Raw genomic sequence first — 18,604 nt, forward strand, 5'->3', positions numbered from 1 at the left:
ACATGTTTGATATCGCTCTATACGAACCAGAAATTGCACCCAATACGGGTAACATCATCCGCCTATGTGCTAACTGCGGCGCAAACCTGCACCTGATTGAACCGCTTGGCTTTGATTTTGAAGAGAAGAAGGTTCGTCGTGCTGGATTGGATTACCACGACCTTGCGCGAGTTAAGCGTCACAAGAACCTAGAAGCTTTCCTTGAGTATCTAGAGAATGAACGTGAGGGTGATTTCCGCATCTTTGCCTGCACTACTAAAACGACAGGTCACCACGTTGATGCAAAATTCCAACAAGGTGATGTGTTGATGTTTGGCCCAGAGACTCGCGGGCTGCCTGCTGAATTCATCGAAAGTATGCCAATGGAACAACGCATTCGTATTCCAATGATGCCAGACGCGCGCAGCCTGAACCTGTCTAACGCAGTGGCAATCATTGCTTTTGAAGCATGGCGACAAATGGGTTTTGAAGGCGCGGTATAACCGAACACTCAAGCTTATCTTTTATCTGTTATCTGTTATCTGTTATCTGTTATCTGTTATCGATAGTAAACAGTAAGTAACAGCTCGCGACAGACAATAAAAAAGGCTCTTACCATTATCACTTTCTTGCGAAGGATAAAGGTAAGAGCCTTTTCTGTTTTCCCTCTATATAAAGAGAGAAAAAATTAATTAGTTTAAGCGGTTACGATCGTTGTCGTCGTCTTTCTTCTCAAACTCACCTTCAAAGGTGTTGCCGTCTTTTGATTGGTCAGATGGATCGCGATTGAATGGGTCTTGTCCAAATGGGCTCTGGCCAAAACCAGCTTGTCCACCGGCATGGAAACCACCAGACATGTTGGTCACCACCATTTTTTCCATCATTTTCTTGGCAATCATCGCTCTTGGTGCTGGCAATAATACCAACATACCGAGTGCGTCCGTCATAAAACCCGGAGTCAGCAGCAATACACCGGCAACTGCAAGCATCACGCCTTCAAGAATCTGTTGTGCTGGCATTTCGCCTTGTTGCAAGCGACCTTGCACAGACATAAGTGTCTGAATGCCTTGGCTACGAACCAGCGATGCACCCACAAATGCAGTGATCAAAACCAACGCAATAGTTGGCCACAATCCTAAGAAGCCACCAACTTGAATAAATAGCCCAATCTCAATGATGGGTACGAAGATAAATAGTAATAATAAGATAGGAAACACACGCCCTCCTTTGTTACTTGCAGTTTACGCTGAAAGCCCTAACAATCTCAAATTTATCCTGTAAATAAGCGTGTTTATTGACCAAGAATAACTTTGCAAAATATTGACGAAACAAAACCGAAAAAGGTGATCCACTTAATATTTTTATGCGCTAAGTACAGTATCATGTGCCACATAAGTCAGGACGGATTTATCAGCCCAATATTCTAGCGAACGGAGTATTTGCACACAGAATAGGCTAATAACTAACTATATAATCAGAATAATTCTCTAAGGATCCTGTTATGGCTACTCAATCAGAAGCTCAAGTTGAAGCTCCTCAAGCTACTCGTCTCGAAGAAGATCTATTAGGTCAACGTCATGTTCCGGCTGATGCTTACTACGGCATCCACACTCTACGCGCAGTTGAAAACTTCAACATCTCAAATGTAACGATCTCAGATGTACCTGAATTCGTTCGCGGTATGGTGATGACTAAGAAAGCAGCGGCTTTAGCAAACAAAGAGTTAGGTGTAATTCCAAGCGAAGTGGCTAAATACATCATCCAAGCTTGTGACCTAATTCTAGACACGGGTAAGTGCATGGATCAGTTCCCATCGGACGTTTTCCAAGGTGGTGCTGGTACTTCTGTAAACATGAACGCAAACGAAGTTGTTGCGAACGTGGCTCTTGAACTTATGGGCAAAGAAAAAGGCCAATACGAGTTCATCAACCCGAACGACCATGTAAACCGCAGCCAATCTACAAACTGTGCTTACCCAACTGGCTTCCGTATCTCTGTTTACAACAGCGTTCGTAAACTGATTGATGCGATCGAATACCTAAAAGGTGCATTCGAGCTTAAGAGCCAAGAATTCAACACGATTTTGAAGATGGGTCGTACTCAGCTTCAAGACGCAGTTCCAATGACGGTTGGCCAAGAGTTCCACGCTTGGGCTGTAACCATCAATGAAGAAATCAAAAACCTAGAATACACTTCAAAACTACTGCTTGAAGTAAACCTAGGCGCAACGGCTATCGGTACAGGTCTGAACGCAGCACCGGGTTACCAAGGCCTAGCAGTGAAACACCTAGCAGAAGTAACAGGCCTAGAGTGTGTAGCGGCTGAAGATTTAATCGAAGCAACGTCTGACTGTGGCGCATACGTAATGACGCACGGCGCACTTAAGCGTCTAGCAGTTAAGCTATCTAAGATCTGTAACGACTTGCGTCTACTTTCTTCAGGTCCACGTACTGGTTTGAACGAGCTAAACCTACCTGAACTGCAAGCAGGTTCTTCAATCATGCCTGCTAAAGTAAACCCAGTTGTACCTGAAGTAGTAAACCAAGTTTGCTTCAAAGTTCTAGGTAACGACAACACGGTTTCTTTCGCTGCGGAAGGTGGTCAACTTCAACTGAACGTAATGGAACCTGTTATTGCACAAAGCATGTTTGAGTCTCTAGACATTCTGACAAACGCTTGTGTGAACCTGCGCGACAAGTGTGTAGACGGCATTACGGTAAACAAAGAAGTATGTGAAGCGCACGTATTTAACTCTATCGGTATCGTCACTTACCTAAACCCATACATTGGCCACCACGAAGGTGACATTGTTGGTAAGATCTGTGCAGAAACAGGTAAGAGTGTTCGTGATGTAGTTCTAGAACGCGGTTTATTGACCGAAGAAGAACTTGATGACATTTTCTCTGTTGAAAATTTGATGCATCCTCAGTATAAAGCGAAGCGCTACGAATAAAGTTAGCGAGAAAGGGTTCCAAACGGAGCCCTTTTTTAGGCTCCAATACGGTTAACCATGATTATTTTGTGGATTTCCGTTGGTTGCGCTTTTGCCAAATTGAATCTAAACCATAGAACTATTATGTGAACATTCCAGCGGCGAATGTTCACATAATAAAATCTAAATGAGGTGTTACTTATGATTGCAGTAGAACTGTTTGTCGTCCTGCTCTTTATCTTTTTGGGGGCCAGAATTGGCGGTATCGGTATTGGTTTTGCCGGTGGTGCTGGTGTTATTGCCCTTTCACTTATTCTTGGCGTTCCAACAAGCCAATCTTTCATCCCGATCGACGTAATCTTGATCATCATGTCAGTTATCACCGCAATTGCTGCAATGCAAGTTGCTGGCGGTATGGACTGGTTGGTACAAATTGCCGAAAACTTTTTGCGTAAACACCCTGAACGCATCACCTTTTACGCGCCGATTGTGACCTTTGTAATGACATTAATGGCGGGTACTGGTCACACAGCATTCTCTACGCTTCCTGTTATTGCAGAAGTAGCGAAAGGCCAAGGTGTTCGTCCTTCTCGTCCACTGTCTATCGCAGTTGTCGCTTCTCAAATTGCTATCACAGCTTCGCCAATCTCGGCTGCAGTTGTGGCTTTCGCAGCAATGTTGGCACCATTTGGTGTTGATTACCTAACGCTATTGATGGTTTGTATCCCAACAACCTTCATCGCTTGTATGGTTGGTGCGGTTGTTGCTAACTACATGGGTAGCGAATTGAAAGACGATCCTGTTTATCAAGAACGTCTAGAGAAAGGTCTAATCAAGCTAGCAACAGAAGAGAAACGCGAAATTCTACCTACAGCGAAGAAAGCAACGTACATCTTCCTAGCTGCAATTGGTTTCGTGGTTTGTTACGCAGCGGCTATCTCTAGCTCTGTTGGCCTAATTGAAAACCCGGCGCTAGGTCGTAACGAAGCGATCATGTCTGTAATGCTGGCAGCAGCAGCGGCTATCGTGATGTTCACTAAGATTGATGCAGCGAAGATTTCTTCAGCACCAACGTTCCGTTCTGGTATGACGGCATGTGTATGTGTACTTGGTGTGGCTTGGTTAGGTTCAACGTTTGTAAACGCACACGTTGCTGAAATCAAAGACGTAGCAGGCGCTCTACTGGCTGACTACCCATGGATGCTGGCTCTTGTTCTGTTCTTCGCTTCTATGCTGCTTTACTCTCAAGGCGCAACAACAGTTGCACTGATGCCTGCAGCACTAGCGATTGGCGTAGCACCACTAACAGCCGTTGCTTCTTTTGCTGCGGTAAGTGCGCTGTTCGTACTTCCAACTTACCCTACGCTACTAGCAGCGGTTGAGATGGATGACACAGGCTCAACGCGTATCGGTAACTACGTATTCAACCACCCATTCTTCATTCCAGGTGTGGTAACAATCAGTACTGCGGTAGCACTCGGCTTCGCATTCGGCGGTCTGTTTATCTAACATTCGCTGGTGATTGAACATTTAAAAGGAAGCTTCGGCTTCCTTTTTTGTTTTCTGCTCAATGTGTTATTTGATACGCATCAAATAACCATTATAAACTTTAAAAACCGCCTAAAAATAAAGTTTGAATAAAATTCCAAGATTATTCTGCCTAATCATAAACAACACCTACCAAATCAATCTCCTTCCACTTCCAGTTAATCCAAAACGAATATTAATCCAAGCTAACCAACCAAAAAACCTTGACGATTTTCTGCCATTTTTTAGCCCTTTTATTAGCCATTATTTTTGTGAACAGCACCAAACTTAAATACCGGAGTAAGGAATAAAATAACCGCAGCTAAATTAAATCTAACTTCATTTGGATTAGTAAATATAAAAACAACCTTAATTTAAAGTCAGCAACTTTATATCGTTGAGTGCTTTATAAGTGTCCGTGTATTTACAATCTATAAATCATTAGTCGCTAATTCACATCACTTCTATTTAAGATGATGTAAGGAGATAGCCATGACAACTCAAACGATACCAAGCGAGAAAAAAAAGGGCGGCTTCTTTGCCAACTTTAAATTCCCTTCTGCCTACACCATTCTATTTATTCTGATTGCGTTCGTCGCACTGCTTACCTGGATTGTTCCAGCAGGCCAATACGACCGTGCAATGAATGAAGAGCTAGGCCGAGAAGTACCCGTAACCGGAACCTATCAAGCGGTAGAAGGTAACCCTCAAGGCGTGATTGATGTACTGCTCGCGCCTATTGACGGCTTCTATGACCACAATAGCTATGAAGCGGCGGCTATCGACGTTTCGCTGTTCATCTTAATCATTGGTGGCTTCTTAGGGCTAGTAACCAAAACGGGTGCCATTGATGCCGGTATCGAGCGCGTCACCGCCCGCTTAGAAGGGCGAGAAGAGTTGATGATACCAATACTGATGGCGCTATTTGCCGCAGGTGGTACCGTCTACGGCATGGCGGAAGAATCACTGCCCTTCTATACATTGCTAGTGCCGGTAATGATGGCAGCTCGCTTTGACCCTCTTGTTGCCGCTGCGACCGTACTGCTTGGTGCAGGTATTGGGGTGCTGGGTTCAACGATTAACCCATTCGCAACCGTGATCGCTGCCAACGCCTCTGGTATTCCATTTACAGACGGTATCGTGTTGCGCATTGCGATGTTGATTATTGGTTGGGGTATTTGTGTTGCCTACGTAATGCGTTACGCAAGAATGGTTCAAGCCGATCCAACAACATCAATTGTCTACGACAAATACGAAGAGAACAAAGCGCACTTCTTAGGTAATGCGAGCGGCGAAAAACTTGAATTCACCGCGACTCGCAAACTGATTCTGACCATTTTTGGTGGCTCGTTCGCTGTAATGATTTATGGTGTATCCGTTGCTGGATGGTGGATGGCTGAGATCTCAGCGATGTTCTTAGCAGCAACCATCATCGTTGGTATTGTGGCTCGCATGAGCGAAGAAGAGTTTACCACCAGCTTCATTGATGGTGCCCGCGACCTACTTGGCGTTGCGCTCATCATAGGTATTGCACGTGGTATCGTAGTGGTGATGGACCGCGGTATGATCACCGATACCATTCTCTTCTCAGCAGAACAGATGGTAACGGGGCTTTCTTCGGTTATCTTCATTAACGTGATGTTCTTCTTAGAGATTCTACTGTCGTTCTTAGTGCCATCGACCTCTGGCTTAGCGGTACTGACCATGCCAATCATGGCACCACTGGCCGACTTTGCTGGCGTAGGTCGTGACTTGGTTATCACTGCGTACCAATCTGCATCTGGCTTGGTGAACCTAATCACCCCAACCTCCGCGGTGGTGATGGGTGGTTTGGCGATTGCTCGTGTCCCTTACGTGCGCTGGGTTAAATGGGTGATGCCACTAGTCGGTATATTGATGGTGTTCTGCATTGTTGTACTGAGTATTGGTGCGCTGATCTAACTAACAGCACTTCACTCCTTTCTCATCCAAAGCCGCTTCTCACAGCGGCTTTTTTATTGTTCCCTCTCAATGTAACCCTCTGCCACTGAAACAGCTCCTCAAAGCCATACACGCGATATTCAAGGTTCTTCTGTTCGTAGCCAAGCTCAACCAAACTCAAAGCACTCGCAATAGAAGAATCAATCCTACTTTTAAACATCTAATTTTCTTGATGAAATAACACTCTATTTTCAACCATGATGTTTAAACAAATAGTTAGTCACTTATTAGCGTTAATTATATTTAAAGTAATTAATAGCCTAATAAACAGACGAGGATTAATGCCCTTTTCTATCAAAAAACACACTTAAACAGCCGATTTTAAAATGTGATCGCAACAGCTTTATTCGCATTTACTTTGTTAATAAACAATTAATTCCACATCCAAAATTAAATATCTAAATAAAAACACTGCATACTTCCAAGCTAAGTACACTCTTATCAATAAAACTATTCTGCATATAATCTCTCGTAAATTAGATTCTAGTAAGTTTCGTCAAAAAAGCGTGCATAAAGTTCCCTAACTGCTAACTATTTAGAATGTATTATTCATAACTGAAAGTGCATAAAGTTTGTTAAAACCCTTAATTTTAAAGGGCTGCGGGATAAAAAACGATTTGTGATAGATCTCTAAGAATACCTGACTAGCAGGCGTAATATTAATTCCAGACAAGAGATATGAATAAATAATTCATTCTTCTCAACTGAAAATAAATAATTACTCTTAGCGATAAAAGTAATTCAAATATATAAGAGAGAGACGATCATGAGTAAGTTCTATGTAGGTTCTGAAATAGGTCAATTACGCCGCGTTCTAGTTCACCGTCCAAGACGCGCACTGACTCACCTAACACCCTCTAACTGTCACGATTTACTATTTGATGACGTACTGGCTGTTGAACGTGCTGGTAAAGAGCATGACGCATTTACTCAAACGCTGCGTGATCAAGGTGTTGAAGTTCTTCTTCTTACTGACTTGCTAGCCGACACACTAGCGGTGTCAGAAGCGAAAGATTGGCTACTAACCTGCCAAGTATCTGATTACCGTTTGGGTAAAACATTCGCCAATGATGTGCGCTGCTACTTGGGCGACTTACCAAACCTAGAACTAGCAAAAATCCTAACGGGTGGTCTGTCTTACGCTGAGATGCCAATGAAATCATCTTCAATGATGCAAGGCATGCACGCACCAACCGACTTCATTATCGAACCGCTACCAAACCACCTATTTACTCGTGACACATCTTGCTGGGTATACGGTGGCGTATCCATCAACCCGATGGCGAAACCTGCTCGTCAACGTGAAACCAACCACGTTCGCGCTATTTACCGCTGGCACCCAACATTTGCTGGCCAAGACTTCATTAAGTACTTCGGCGATGAAGAAAACATCAGCTACGACAACTCAACCATTGAAGGCGGTGACGTTCTTGTAATCGGTCGCGGTACGGTTCTTATCGGTATGTCTGAGCGTACAACAGCACAAGGTGTTGAGCACTTAGCATCTAGCCTATTCAAACACGGTCAAGCGAAACAAGTTATCGCAATGCAGCTACCAAAACACCGCTCTTGCATGCACTTAGACACCGTTATGACGCACATGAACGAAGATACGTTCTCTGTTTACCCTGAAGTGGTGAGTAAAGACGTACAGTGCTGGAACCTAACTGGTGATGAGTCTGGCGCAGTGAAAGTGAAAGAAGAAGGCTACTTCGTAACAGCTATCGAAAAAGCACTTGGCGTAGACAAGCTAAACCTAATCACGACCGGTGGTGACAACTTCCATGCAGAACGTGAGCAGTGGAACGATGCAAACAACGTTCTAACGGTTAAACCTGGCGTTGTGATTGGCTACGAAGGCAACACCTACACCAATGAAAAATACGATAAAGCAGGCATCACAGTTCTTCCTATCCCTGGAGATGAACTTGGCCGCGGTCGCGGTGGCGCACGCTGCATGAGCTGCCCAATTGAGCGTGATGGTATCTAATCACTAAGACGAAAACGGCCAAGTTGAATGATCTTAAATAATCTCAGCTTGGCCAAAATGAGAGAACACAATTATGACTAAGCAAACTGTTGTTGTTGCACTCGGCGGTAATGCCTTACTTCGTCGCGGTGAGCCGTTAGAAGCCGATGTTCAACGCCGTAATATTGAAACAGCGGTTAAAACCATCTCTGAAATCGCGAAAGTGTACAACGTGGTTCTAGTACATGGTAATGGCCCACAAGTTGGTTTACTGGCTCTGCAAGGTTTGGAATACAAAAAAGTAAACCCGTATCCGCTAGATGTATTGGGCAGTGAGACTCAAGGCATGATCGGCTACATGCTGATGCAAGAGTTCAAGAACTATCTACCTAACCGCAACATCTCGTGCATGTTGACGCAAATGACCGTTGATCCAAACGATCCTGCATTCGCCGATCCAACGAAGCCGATTGGCCCGATCTACGAAGAAGCGGAAGCGCGTGAATTGGCGGAGAAATTCCACTGGATCGTCAAACCAGACGGCCAACACTTCCGTCGCGTTGTGCCAAGCCCACGCCCTACTGGCATTGTTGAGCACGAAGCGATCACCCAACTTATCGATGCAGGCCACCTAGTGATTTGTACTGGCGGCGGTGGCATCCCAGTGAAAAAAGAGAACGGCAAATTAGTGGGTGTTGAAGCGGTTATCGACAAAGACATGTCAGCGGCTTTCTTAGCGAAACAACTGGATGCGGATGCACTGCTTATTTTGACCGACGCGGACGCTGTTTACCTTGATTGGGGCAAACCGACTCAACACGCACTGCGCAGCACCACACCAAGTGAACTGGCGAAATTCGAATTTGATGCAGGTTCTATGGGACCAAAAATTGAAGCATCGTGCGAATTCATTCAGCAAGGCGGCAAAGTCGTCGGTATTGGTGCACTCGAAGATGGTTTGCAAATCCTGCAAGGCTTGGCGGGCACCAACATCACCAAAGATTAATCTACTCGCGAGCTTTTCAAACCTTGCGAGAAAACTGAATCACCGTTTGAACTGAAATTAATACACAAAAATTGAATCGCGCTTTCTTGAATTTTCTTTCCCTGTAACAAGAAAGCGCCTAAATCTAAGAAGGAATACATCATGGCTTTTAACCTACGCAATCGTAACTTCCTAAAACTACTAGATTTCACTCCACGCGAAATTCAACACTTATTAGATCTTTCTATGGAGCTAAAAAAAGCGAAGTACAACGGTTACGAACAGCCAACACTAACTGGCAAAAACATTGCGCTTATCTTTGAGAAAACCTCAACTCGTACTCGCTGTGCATTCGAAGTAGCGGCATTCGACCAAGGCGCTCGCGTGTCTTACTTAGGCCCATCTGGCTCTCAAATTGGCCACAAAGAATCAATGAAAGATACCGCTCGCGTTCTTGGCCGTATGTACGATGGCATTGAATACCGCGGCTTCGGTCAAGAAATCGTTGAAGAGCTCGGCGCTTACGCTGGAGTTCCAGTATGGAATGGTCTGACTAACGAATTCCACCCTACACAAATTCTTGCTGACTTCCTAACCATGACGGAATACGGCCGTGGTAAACAACTGCATGAAATCAGCTTTGCTTACCTAGGTGATGCTCGCAACAACATGGGTAACTCTCTGATGGTTGGCGCAGCGAAAATGGGCATGGACATTCGCCTTGTTGCTCCAAAACAGTTCTGGCCACAAGAAGAACTATTGGCTCAGTGTCGTGAAATCGCAGAGCACACAGGTGGCAAAATTACACTGACTGAAGATGTTCAAGAAGGCGTGCAAGGTTGTGACTTCCTGTACACCGACGTTTGGGTATCTATGGGCGAAGCGAAAGAAGCATGGGCTGAGCGTATCAACCTAATGATGCCTTACCAAGTGAACATGGAAATGCTGAAAGCAACGGGTAACCCACATGTGAAATTCATGCACTGTCTGCCAGCTTTCCATGGCGAAGATACCACGGTAGGCAAACAACTTGCGGCTGAATATCCACAGCTAAAAGACGGTGTGGAAGTGACTGATGAGGTAGTTGAGTCTGAATACTCTATCGTGTTCGATGAAGCTGAAAACCGCATGCACACCATCAAAGCAGTAATGGTTGCAACACTAGGCAGTTAATTACCTAAACAGCTAAGAATCGAAACAACTAAGAAGTTAAGCACTCACTTGTTCGCGAGACATTGACAAGTTAAGTGTAATGACAGGGAAATGCGGGCGGCGAACTTGGGATTTAGCCCTTGGATAAAGCCCGCATTTTTTTTCATGTACTTGAGGGCATTATCGCCCCAAAAACCCTGAGATTTTCTGTTTCAACAAGGGCTTAAATCAAAGCAAAATGTAGAGGTTATTTCGCATAAAAATCCATTAAATGAATACTTTACGGAAAGTATTGCATGGCATTTTTATCTGAGTATAATCCTCCGCAATTTGTCTAAAGAGAGCAAAAAATGAACCGCAATTCTGTCGCACATAATTGTCAAACTACACGCCAAAGAGTGGCGGTGGTGTCATTTTTATTTTGCTCTATTGATCGTTTCGAAGCCTCCTATTTTTAGGGGGCTTTTTTTTGTCCGCAATTTGACTGTATGCATAGAAAAAGGAAGACCCGTTATGGCGCATTCGTTATTTAACAAGCACATCATCTCCATTCCAGAGCTCTCTCGTGATGAACTGGAGCTTATCGTCGACACAGCAGCAAGACTCAAGGCCGAGCCAAACCCAGAGTTGCTGAAAAATAAAGTCGTTGCGAGCTGCTTCTTTGAGCCTTCAACTCGAACTCGCCTTTCATTTGAGACCGCCGTCCAGCGCCTTGGTGGCACGGTCATTGGCTTTGATAATGGCGGTAACACCTCACTGGCGAAGAAAGGCGAAACACTTGCCGATTCAGTGCAGGTTATTTCATCCTACGTCGATGCCTTTGTAATGCGTCACCCACAAGAAGGGGCAGCACGTTTAGCGTCTGAATTTTCTAACGGTGTGCCGGTAGTAAACGGCGGCGACGGTGCTAACCAGCACCCGACGCAAACCTTGCTGGACCTGTTCTCGATTTACGAAACACAAGGCACGCTCGATAACCTCAATGTGGCGTTCGTCGGCGACCTAAAATATGGCCGTACCGTGCACTCATTGACCCAAGCACTATCGAAATTCAATAACGTGCGTTTCTTCTTTATCGCGCCAGAAGTCTTAGAGATGCCAGATTACATCTGTGAAGAATTGGAAGAGATGGGCATCCAATACAGCACTCACAGCAGCATTGAAGAAGTCGTGCCGGAACTGGATGTTCTGTACATGACTCGCGTGCAGAAAGAGCGCTTTGATGCGTCGGAATACGCACACATGAAATCGGCTTACATCCTCACCGCCGATACATTGAAAGACGCTCGTCAAAACATGAAGGTACTTCACCCGCTGCCACGCGTCGACGAAATCACCACCGACGTTGATAAAACGCCACACGCTTACTACTTCGAACAAGCTGAAAACGGTGTATACGCTCGCGAAGCCCTATTGGCCCTAGTTCTTAACGACACTTTATAAGCAGGAGAAACAGTCATGGTTAAACAAACTCAGCTACAAGTAGAAGCGATCCGTAACGGCAGCGTGATTGACCACATCCCTGCTCACCTTGGTATCAAAATCCTTAAACTGTTTAAGCTACACAAGACAGAACAGCGCATCACTATGGGCTTAAACCTGCCATCATCGGCACTTGGCCATAAAGATCTAATCAAGATTGAGAACATCTTCCTGACCAAGGAACAAGCCAACCAATTGGCTCTTTATGCTCCGCAGGCAACGGTCAATCAGATTGAAGAGTATAAAGTGGTTAATAAGCTAACCCTTGTGCTGCCAGAGCAAATCCACAGTGTCTACTCTTGCCCGAATAGCAACTGTATTTCGCACGGTGAACCTGTCGAAAGCAGCTTTAAAGTGCAGCTAAAACAGGAAAACGTGCAGCTAAAATGTCACTACTGTGAAAAAGTATTCTCTCGCGAGATCATGAGTGAAATTCGCTAACCCTTAGCGCCATTATCACGGTCTCCAAAGCACCCTAATACCGATGGATATTTATGCCAAACTTGGAATAAATATCCATTTAACAAAAGAATAAAACTCCAAAGTAAAAGCAATTAACTAGAATTTTATTTGGTGATCCCCTTCAAAAAGATAACTATCCTTTAGTGGTAGACTCAATGGGTAGACGATCATACATCACGCATGCCTTCCCTCTTTATTTCGGGATTCATCGGTAAGCCCTATTTAACAATCGTACTCTACGGCTTTGGGAGTACGCTCGGCGCTATGGACAAGCGATAACCACATGTTGACCTTAAGGAGTTGTTCATGAACCCAATCACTGAGCACGGTTGCTTGTATTCAGCTGAAGATAAAACACTGACTGCAGCGTGCAAACGCTTACTACAACAACAAAGCTTCTCGACCCAAAATCAACTGCGAGAGAAACTTGTCGATATTGGCTATACCGGTATCAGCCAATCGACCGTCTCTCGTATTTTGTCACAGCTTGGTGTTGTCAAAATTCAGAATGCTTGCGGTAAAAAGGTTTACTGCATCACGGTTGAAAGTGCACCGGTTCGTGTCGATGCATCCATCTCATCGCAAATCGAATTCATCACTCATAACCAAGCGATGGTCATCGTAAAAACTCATCCAGGTTGTGCTCAATTAGTCGCAAGATTAGTCGATATCGACCCACATACTGAGATTATCGGCACCGTTGGCGGTAATGATACCGTGCTTATTATTCCAAAAGATACGATGAATATTGATGCTTGCGAACAAGTAGTAAAAGCACGCTTGGGTGTAGCTTAAATGTCTCTTTTACAAAGGCAAGTCACTCAAGTTGAATTGCAGCTCCCCACTCGATTACCCAATAAAATCGCTATCCCGCCTTAGGGGATATTTGTTTGCCGATGAAACTAATAGCAAACTATTACGGTCTGATTGAGTTAAGATACCTTCAACTCCATTTTGATGACTAAATAGTATGCGACGACTTGCCACATTACTTTTTCTTTGTGTTTCCCTATTCACCCAGCCTGCGTGGGCGCTATTTGGGAACGACAACGCCGAGCCAAGCTTCGGAGGCAATAACAATGGTTTTGTCCCTGTAGACCAAGCTTTCCCTTTCAATTACTACCAGCAAGACGACAAAGTCCTTCTCGACTGGCAAGTAAAAGAGGGCTACTACCTCTATCAACATAGCCTCTCGTTCACCGGGCAAAATCTCGCTATCGGTAATGTTGAATTAGAAGATGGTAAGCCGCACCAAGATGAATTCTTCGGTGAGGTGAGCATTTATACTCAGCCGTTATTCGTGCAAGTTCCTCTGCAGAGTTACCAAGATGGCTCACAGCTGATCGTTAAGTATCAAGGCTGTGCGGACGCAGGGTTCTGCTACCCACCAGAGACTCGTATCATCGACATTGAACCTTTCACAGCAACAGGTTCTGCTAATTCGCAAGGTAGTGACTCACAAGCTTCATCTTCTGCTGGCAACGAAACCGATGTTTCTACGCAACCAACATCTCCGAAAGCAGACGTTGTAAGTAACACGACTCAACAGCCAAATGCCCCTGTTTCAAAAGAAGCAGGCTTAGCCGATAAGCTCGGTGACAGTTGGTGGACCCCTCTATTATTCTTAGCACTCGGTGTTGGTTTAGCCTTTACGCCGTGTGTGCTGCCTATGTATCCGATTCTAACGGGTATCGTTTTAGGTGGTGGCAAACTCAGCCAAGGTCGCGCGCTGATGCTGTCCTTTATTTACGTGCAAGGCATGGCGTTAACCTACACCTTATTAGGTTTAGTGGTTGCTTCAGCAGGCATGCAGTTCCAAGCCGCTATGCAGCACCCTTACGTGCTGATCGCGCTGAGTGTTCTGTTCGTGGCGTTGGCAATGTCGATGTTTGGCGTTTATAACCTGCAACTGCCAAGCAGCATTCAAACTTGGCTCAACAATCAAAGCAATAAGCAGCAAGGTGGCAATACCTTGGGCGTATTCGCAATGGGCGCTATCTCTGGCTTGGTGTGTTCACCTTGTACCACGGCGCCATTGTCAGGCGCACTGCTGTATGTGGCTCAGAGTGGTGACCTATTTACCGGTGCAATTGCTCTGTACGCGTTGGCTATGGGTATGGGTATCCCACTGATTTTAGTGGCAGTGTTTGGTAATAAGCTATTGCCTAAAGCGGGCAGCTGGATGGACAAGGTGAAGATCGTATTCGGCTTTATCTTGCTTGCCGCGCCTATCTTCCTGCTAGAGCGAATCATTCCTGAGTTGTGGGCAACCGTGCTTTGGTCTGGCCTTGGCTTCATCGCCTTTGGTTGGCTTTACCACAGTAAGAATGCACTGCCATTTGGTGGCTGGAAGCAAAGCGCTGTGGGCATCATTGCGATGCTTGGCCTGTTCGCATCAGCTCAACCTGCGCTCAATTACTGGTTTGCAGAAAAGAGCGTAACGGTAGAACAACAGCACATCCAATTTGCACGCATCAACACGGTTGAAGAGCTAGAAATCCAGCTCATCGAAGCGAAGAAACTCGGTAAGCCTGTGATGCTCGACTTCTACGCCGATTGGTGTGTGGCGTGTAAAGAGTTCGAGAAGTACACCTTCCATCAAGCTGATGTGGAAAACAAGCTTTCTGACTTTGTACTGCTACAAGCCGATGTAACGAGAAACATGCCTCAAGACATTGAACTGCTTAAACAATTACAGGTACTTGGCTTACCGACGATTGAGTTCTGGGATGGCGAGGGTAACCATGTTCCAAATGCTCGTGTAACCGGTTTTATGCCTGCTGATGTATTCTTAAAACACATGCAAAACCACCAGCTATAACGGCAATATTCACTAAAATATAAGCCGAATCGAAAGCCGCACCGCCCCTCCGTAACGAGATGGCAGTGCGGCTTTTTTGCTATTCAGAGTAACGCTTTCTTATTCCGGGGATAAAAGTCGATATGGTTCAGACTTTTAATGCATAGATATTGTCCACATACTCAATCAGGATGATAATAAATATTAACTAAATTGTTAAAAGTATGAACGTCATGGACTCGACCTATACCATCATCATTGCTGATGACCACCCTCTCTTTCGCAACGCCCTGTTTCAGTCAGTTCATATGGCGATCAGTGGTGCGAACCTGCTTGAGGCCGATTCTCTCGATGCCTTACTGACTCTGCTAAAGAAAGAAGGCGAGCCGGATCTATTACTGCTCGATCTGAAAATGCCGGGCGCCAATGGCATGTCAGGCTTAATTCAACTGCGCGCTGAATACCCAGATCTACCGATTGTGGTGGTTTCTGCCAGTGAAGATGCCAGCGTGGTCACTCAGGTGAAGAGCCACGGTGCGTTTGGCTTTATTCCTAAGTCGAGTGATATGCGTGAGTTGGTGAGTGCACTGAATCAAGTGCTGAATGGCGACCCGTTCTTCCCTGAAGGGCTTATCACCAATAATGCAGCGTGTAGCGACCTTGCAGAAAAGATTTCCACACTGACGCCTCAGCAATACAAGGTATTAGGGATGCTTTCTGACGGCTTGCTTAACAAGCAAATCGCGTATGAATTGAATGTTTCGGAAGCGACCATCAAAGCACATATGACGGCCATCTTCCGTAAACTGGATGTGAAAAATCGTACTCAAGCGGTTATCTTGCTACAAGAAGTCCACAATTAAGCTTCACTGATATCCTCTTCTAAAGTCGTCTTAGGTAAACATAAACCCAACCTGACGACTTTATGATCATCTATCTCTGCAACCACCCAAGTGATGTCATGCCACTCAAAGCTATCACCCAATACAGAGTGTGCGCCAAGCTCTTGAGCAACCAATTGTTTTAGCGTCATTTCTCGCTCTTCTTCCGAGCCAAGTTCAATACCATAACAATCACTCACTGCCGCAACTGATAGCTCAACATCCAAGAAGAAGTCACCAAAGAATCGTGCCGCCTCTTCTGCTAGAGGCGCCTCACTGAACAACGAACTTAAGCTGTCCAAATCTTTGTCTTGACCAAGCACACATAAGATATCGTTCGCCTCTAACACGGTGCTGCCTGATGGGTGAAGCAATGCATCCTTTCTAAACAGTGCAGTAATTCGCGTTCCTTCCGGCATAGACAAACGCTTTAGTGGTTCGCCCACACACCACTTCTCTTCTTTCAGCTTGTAGACAAACATCTCCCACTCACTAGCAGGGTAAATTTCAATGCCAGTACGAGAAATCGGTGTCGGCGTTGGAGGTAGCGTCACTTGAGCCAATCTCGCGACTTTCATCAAGCTGCCGCCTTGAACAATCAGCGACACCATAACCACGAAGAACGCGATATTGAAATACAGCTGAGCATTAGGCAGGCCAGCCATCATCGGGAACACCGCCAGAATGATCGGTACCGCGCCGCGTAGACCGACCCAAGAAACAAACCAACGTTCCTTGGTGGTAAAGCTTCTGAACGGCAGCAAACCCAACCAAACCGACAGCGGACGAGCAAACAAAATCATACCGAAGGCCAGTGCCAGCGCAGGCAGAGCAATGTCCATCAACGTTGATGGCGTCACCAATAAACCCAATACCAAGAACATCACGATCTGGCTTAGCCACGTCATGCCATCAAGAACATTAAGAATCGAGTGTCGCGAGCGCGTCGGACGATTACCAATGAACAAGCCCACTAGGTAAATCGATAAAATGCCGCTGCCGCCAAGCATGTTAGAGAACGCAAACAGAGCCACGCCCCCACTGAGTACCAGAATGGAATAAAGGCCATCAGCCAATTGTACTCGATTGATTAAGCTCCATAGAACCCAGCCGCCGCCAATACCAACAAGAGTACCGATACCAAACTGCATCGCAAAACTTTGCAGTAGGAAGTTCATTCCCATCTCAGCGTCAGGGTTACCTAACAGCGCAATTAAGGTCACCGTCAGGAAGACCGCCATTGGGTCGTTAGTGCCCGATTCGATCTCTAGGGTTGAGCCAACACGCTCATTGAGACTCTGTCCTTTCAGCAAAGAGAATACCGCTGCCGCATCGGTTGAACCAACAATCGCCCCGACCAAGATGCCCTGCATTAATGACAAGTCAAACAGCCAAGCCGCCATTAATCCGGTTAAGGTTGCTGTACATGCGACACCTATCGTCGCCAGCGAGAGCGAAGGCCAGAAAGCGACCTTGAAGCTCGCCACCTTGGTTCGCATACCGCCATCCAACAGAATCACGGCAAGCGCAAGGTTACTCACCAAGTAGGTCAGTGAGTAATCATCGAAATGAATATTACCGGGTCCATCTTCACCCGCTAACATACCAACGAACAAAAAGATCAAAAGAATAGGAACGCCCAATCGAGAGGACACTTGTGAGAAAAGCACGCTGATGGCGATGAGTACGGCACCAGTCAAGAATAAGTGGTTAATGGTTATTGCGTCCAATTCGTTCCCCCAAAGAATAAAATCCGAGCTTTAAGCCTGTTGATCTTTTGCCACTAGCTTGTTGATCTTCTGCCGTTTAGCAAGGCACGGTCGGTGAAAGTGCCGTTGTTACTATAACAAACTTATGTTTCGCTTCGTGTCATAAGCAGGGCTAAATACCGTTTCTCGGTCATTTAGTTGTTAAATTTTATGACTCGCAGTCTAATTCATCCCTTTTTGTTAGACCTTTGGCTAATTTAACACCATTTTAACATCACATTTTTCTATGATTATGTCTCCTAGCTCCCATATTTCAGTACATTAGCGCTAATACCATCCCGACTAAAGTTGCACAGATCCCTTGACTTATCCTTGCTACATTCTAAATCGTAACATTACGTTAACACGCTATTTTACAAAACGGTTTCACAAAAACAGTTTCTACGAAAACGGAATAAAGGAGAAGGCAATGGCGTTCGAATCTACGGAACATGCTCAAGCCTACTGGAAGGAAAACTTGGGAATTATGGGAACACTGCTCGCGGTCTGGTTTGCGGTGTCTTACGGCGCTGGCATCTTATTTGTGGATGCCCTCAATACCGTTCAGTTTGGCGGGTTCAAGCTAGGATTTTGGTTCGCTCAGCAAGGTTCGATATACACCTTCGTGGCGCTGATATTTATTTACGTTGTCCGCATGAATGCGCTCGACAAAAAATACAACGTACAGGAAGACTAGAGGCTAGAAC

Annotated in this window: 15 protein-coding genes; 13 read left to right on the plus strand and 2 right to left on the minus strand. The window is 45.4% G+C overall.

What is annotated here, in order from left to right:
• The first annotated feature begins 2 nt into the window (after positions 1-2).
• Positions 3-482 carry a tRNA (uridine(34)/cytosine(34)/5-carboxymethylaminomethyluridine(34)-2'-O)-methyltransferase TrmL gene (trmL, locus tag AB4133_RS16245; protein ID WP_009844716.1) on the plus strand — a complete coding sequence of 160 codons (480 nt, stop codon included), beginning with the start codon at positions 3-5 and terminating at the stop codon, positions 480-482.
• 189 nt (positions 483-671) lie between these two features.
• Here the strand turns inward: trmL and AB4133_RS16250 are convergent, their stop codons facing one another.
• Positions 672-1,196 carry an FxsA family protein gene (locus AB4133_RS16250; protein ID WP_012604974.1) on the minus strand — a complete coding sequence of 175 codons (525 nt, stop codon included), beginning with the start codon at positions 1,194-1,196 and terminating at the stop codon, positions 672-674.
• Between the two features lie 284 nt (positions 1,197-1,480).
• Between AB4133_RS16250 and aspA the strand changes: the two genes are divergently transcribed.
• From aspA to AB4133_RS16305, 11 genes are all read left to right on the plus strand, one after another.
• Positions 1,481-2,932, plus strand: coding sequence for an aspartate ammonia-lyase (gene aspA / locus AB4133_RS16255; RefSeq protein WP_017063668.1), 1,452 nt, complete (start codon positions 1,481-1,483; stop codon positions 2,930-2,932).
• A 180-nt stretch (positions 2,933-3,112) separates the two neighbouring features.
• Entirely contained in the window at positions 3,113-4,420 is a 1,308-nt protein-coding gene (locus AB4133_RS16260) for an anaerobic C4-dicarboxylate transporter (RefSeq protein ID WP_017061168.1), read from the plus strand.
• 510 nt (positions 4,421-4,930) lie between these two features.
• On the plus strand, positions 4,931-6,379 hold the full coding sequence (locus tag AB4133_RS16265; RefSeq protein WP_017062726.1) for a YfcC family protein: 1,449 nt from the start codon (positions 4,931-4,933) through the stop codon (positions 6,377-6,379).
• Positions 6,380-7,184: 805 nt separating this feature from the next.
• Complete coding sequence (arcA, locus tag AB4133_RS16270) at positions 7,185-8,408, plus strand: arginine deiminase (protein WP_017068850.1); 1,224 nt, start codon at positions 7,185-7,187, stop codon at positions 8,406-8,408.
• A 73-nt stretch (positions 8,409-8,481) separates the two neighbouring features.
• Positions 8,482-9,393 carry a carbamate kinase gene (arcC, locus tag AB4133_RS16275; RefSeq protein WP_017062723.1) on the plus strand — a complete coding sequence of 304 codons (912 nt, stop codon included), beginning with the start codon at positions 8,482-8,484 and terminating at the stop codon, positions 9,391-9,393.
• A 141-nt stretch (positions 9,394-9,534) separates the two neighbouring features.
• Complete coding sequence (gene argF, locus AB4133_RS16280; RefSeq protein ID WP_372225039.1) at positions 9,535-10,545, plus strand: ornithine carbamoyltransferase; 1,011 nt, start codon at positions 9,535-9,537, stop codon at positions 10,543-10,545.
• A gap of 492 nt (positions 10,546-11,037) precedes the next feature.
• On the plus strand, positions 11,038-11,967 hold the full coding sequence (pyrB, locus tag AB4133_RS16285) for an aspartate carbamoyltransferase (protein ID WP_017063665.1): 930 nt from the start codon (positions 11,038-11,040) through the stop codon (positions 11,965-11,967).
• A gap of 15 nt (positions 11,968-11,982) precedes the next feature.
• A complete protein-coding gene (gene pyrI / locus AB4133_RS16290; protein WP_017062720.1) occupies positions 11,983-12,447 on the plus strand; it encodes an aspartate carbamoyltransferase regulatory subunit in 465 nt (154 codons plus the stop codon).
• Between the two features lie 327 nt (positions 12,448-12,774).
• A complete protein-coding gene (locus AB4133_RS16295; protein ID WP_017063664.1) occupies positions 12,775-13,263 on the plus strand; it encodes an arginine repressor in 489 nt (162 codons plus the stop codon).
• Positions 13,264-13,438: 175 nt separating this feature from the next.
• On the plus strand, positions 13,439-15,289 hold the full coding sequence (locus tag AB4133_RS16300) for a protein-disulfide reductase DsbD (RefSeq protein ID WP_372225041.1): 1,851 nt from the start codon (positions 13,439-13,441) through the stop codon (positions 15,287-15,289).
• A gap of 212 nt (positions 15,290-15,501) precedes the next feature.
• Positions 15,502-16,131 (plus strand): response regulator transcription factor, encoded by a 630-nt coding sequence (locus tag AB4133_RS16305; protein ID WP_017062717.1) that lies wholly within the window; start codon positions 15,502-15,504, stop codon positions 16,129-16,131.
• Here the strand turns inward: AB4133_RS16305 and AB4133_RS16310 are convergent.
• On the minus strand, positions 16,128-17,879 hold the full coding sequence (locus AB4133_RS16310) for a potassium/proton antiporter (RefSeq protein WP_017066561.1): 1,752 nt from the start codon (positions 17,877-17,879) through the stop codon (positions 16,128-16,130). The genes AB4133_RS16305 and AB4133_RS16310 overlap by 4 nt on opposite strands.
• A 448-nt stretch (positions 17,880-18,327) precedes the next feature.
• Between AB4133_RS16310 and AB4133_RS16315 the strand changes: the two genes are divergently transcribed.
• Positions 18,328-18,594, plus strand: coding sequence for a DUF4212 domain-containing protein (locus AB4133_RS16315; protein WP_010435433.1), 267 nt, complete (start codon positions 18,328-18,330; stop codon positions 18,592-18,594).
• Positions 18,595-18,604 lie beyond the last annotated feature (10 nt).

It is taken from the genome of Vibrio sp. 10N.286.52.F8, assembly GCF_041468745.1.
GTDB classification, from domain to species: domain Bacteria; phylum Pseudomonadota; class Gammaproteobacteria; order Enterobacterales; family Vibrionaceae; genus Vibrio; species Vibrio crassostreae_C.

What these genes read in the sequence shown, in the direction of transcription:
- trmL (WP_009844716.1), top strand. Translation starts at nt 3, where the DNA reads ATGTTTGATATCGCTCTATACGAACCAGAAATTGCACCCAATACGGGT.
- aspA (WP_017063668.1), top strand. Translation starts at nt 1,481, where the DNA reads ATGGCTACTCAATCAGAAGCTCAAGTTGAAGCTCCTCAAGCTACTCGT.
- AB4133_RS16260 (WP_017061168.1), top strand. Translation starts at nt 3,113, where the DNA reads ATGATTGCAGTAGAACTGTTTGTCGTCCTGCTCTTTATCTTTTTGGGG.
- AB4133_RS16265 (WP_017062726.1), top strand. Translation starts at nt 4,931, where the DNA reads ATGACAACTCAAACGATACCAAGCGAGAAAAAAAAGGGCGGCTTCTTT.
- arcA (WP_017068850.1), top strand. Translation starts at nt 7,185, where the DNA reads ATGAGTAAGTTCTATGTAGGTTCTGAAATAGGTCAATTACGCCGCGTT.
- arcC (WP_017062723.1), top strand. Translation starts at nt 8,482, where the DNA reads ATGACTAAGCAAACTGTTGTTGTTGCACTCGGCGGTAATGCCTTACTT.
- argF (WP_372225039.1), top strand. Translation starts at nt 9,535, where the DNA reads ATGGCTTTTAACCTACGCAATCGTAACTTCCTAAAACTACTAGATTTC.
- pyrB (WP_017063665.1), top strand. Translation starts at nt 11,038, where the DNA reads ATGGCGCATTCGTTATTTAACAAGCACATCATCTCCATTCCAGAGCTC.
- pyrI (WP_017062720.1), top strand. Translation starts at nt 11,983, where the DNA reads ATGGTTAAACAAACTCAGCTACAAGTAGAAGCGATCCGTAACGGCAGC.
- AB4133_RS16295 (WP_017063664.1), top strand. Translation starts at nt 12,775, where the DNA reads ATGAACCCAATCACTGAGCACGGTTGCTTGTATTCAGCTGAAGATAAA.
- AB4133_RS16300 (WP_372225041.1), top strand. Translation starts at nt 13,439, where the DNA reads ATGCGACGACTTGCCACATTACTTTTTCTTTGTGTTTCCCTATTCACC.
- AB4133_RS16305 (WP_017062717.1), top strand. Translation starts at nt 15,502, where the DNA reads ATGGACTCGACCTATACCATCATCATTGCTGATGACCACCCTCTCTTT.
- AB4133_RS16315 (WP_010435433.1), top strand. Translation starts at nt 18,328, where the DNA reads ATGGCGTTCGAATCTACGGAACATGCTCAAGCCTACTGGAAGGAAAAC.